The organism is Streptomyces sp. NPDC026062 (assembly GCF_055568375.1).
Genome location: NZ_JBVHOQ010000134.1, coordinates 1 through 1379, shown reverse-complemented (window position 1 = coordinate 1379; position 1379 = coordinate 1). Strand labels below are relative to the sequence as shown.

1 protein-coding gene is annotated in these 1379 nt (G+C 68.3%); it reads left to right on the top strand.

Features of this window, described 5'->3' with window-relative positions:
* Positions 1 to 15: 15 nt before the first annotated feature.
* Positions 16 to 1379, top strand: a 1364-nt coding sequence (locus ACZ4LX_RS38155) for a transposase (protein ID WP_467652012.1), incomplete at its 3' end; no start/stop codon positions are given.

The window sequence follows — 1379 nt, the reverse complement described above, 5'->3', positions numbered from 1 at the left end:
GGACACTGTTGGCCAATGCCTCTTCGTCGTGACGTCGGCCTGATCCATCTCGTTGGTGGGTCAGGCCGACGTTGTGTTTGGGGTGGGTGGATGTCGTTGCGTCCTGGTGTGCCTGGCGAGGTGCCGGAGGAGACGGTCAGGGTGGCTCGTGCGGCCTTCCCGAAGGGGTGCTTGGCAGTCCGGGTGCGAGATGTGCTCGGGCCGGTCTTCACCGATGCGGAGTTTGCGAGTCTTTTCTCGGGCCGGGGGCGGCCTGCGGCGTCGCCGGGCAGGTTGGCAATGGTGCTGGTGTTGCAGTTCGCCGAAGGCATGTCGGACCGACAGGCCGCGCACGCCGTGCGGTCCAGGATCGACTGGAAGTACGCGCTCGGGCTGGAGCTCACTGATCCGGGCTTCGACTTCTCCGTGCTGAGCGAGTTCCGTGGCCGGCTCATCGCCGGGGGTGGCGAGGGCAGGGTGCTGGACGCGGTCCTGGAGAGTGTTTCGGCGGCCGGGCTGCTCAAGGCCGGCGGGCGGCAGCGCAGTGACGCCACTCATGTGCTGGCGGCGGTGCGGGAGGTGAACCGGCTGGAGTCCGTGGTCGAAACGCTGCGGGCGGCGCTGAATGCGCTGGCGGCTGCGGCTCCGCAGTGGCTGGCCGAGCGGACGCCTCCGGAGTGGTTCGACCGGTACTCGGCCCGCCCGGAAGACACGAAGTTCCCCAGCCGCTGGGCTGCCCGGCTCAGCCAGGCCGAGCAGGTCGGCCATGACGGCATGACGCTCCTGCAAGCTGTGTGGTCCGTTGATGCACCCGATTGGCTGCGGGAGCTTCCGGTGGTGGAGTTCTTGCGGCAGATGTGGGTGCAGGAATACCAGGTCAGGGACGGTGAGACGGTCTGGCGCAAGCCGAAGGACTGCCCGCCGGGGCAGTTACGGGTCCGCTCGGTCCACGACCCCGACGCCCGCAACGGTGCCAAACGCGACCGGGCCTGGTGCGGCTACAAGGTTCATCTGACCGAGACCTGCGAACCCGACGCCCCACACCTGATCACCGAGGTCATCACCACCACCGCTGCCACTGCCGACGTCCAGGTCACCGACAAGATCCACGACGGTCTCGCCCGCCGGGACCTGTTGCCGGATGTCCACCTGGTCGATGCCGGCTACATCGACGCCGCACATCTGGTCGCCGCCCGCCGTGACCACGGCATAGAACTGGTGGGGCCGGCCAGTGCCAACACCGGCTGGCAGGCCGCCGCGGACAACGGCTACAGCATCGACGACTTCACCGTCGACTGGGACAACACGCAGGTGACCTGCCCGAACGGCAGGACCAGCACACAGTGGCAGCACGACGGGCGACGCTCGTCAGGCCCCGTGATCCGCGCCAGGTTCTCACC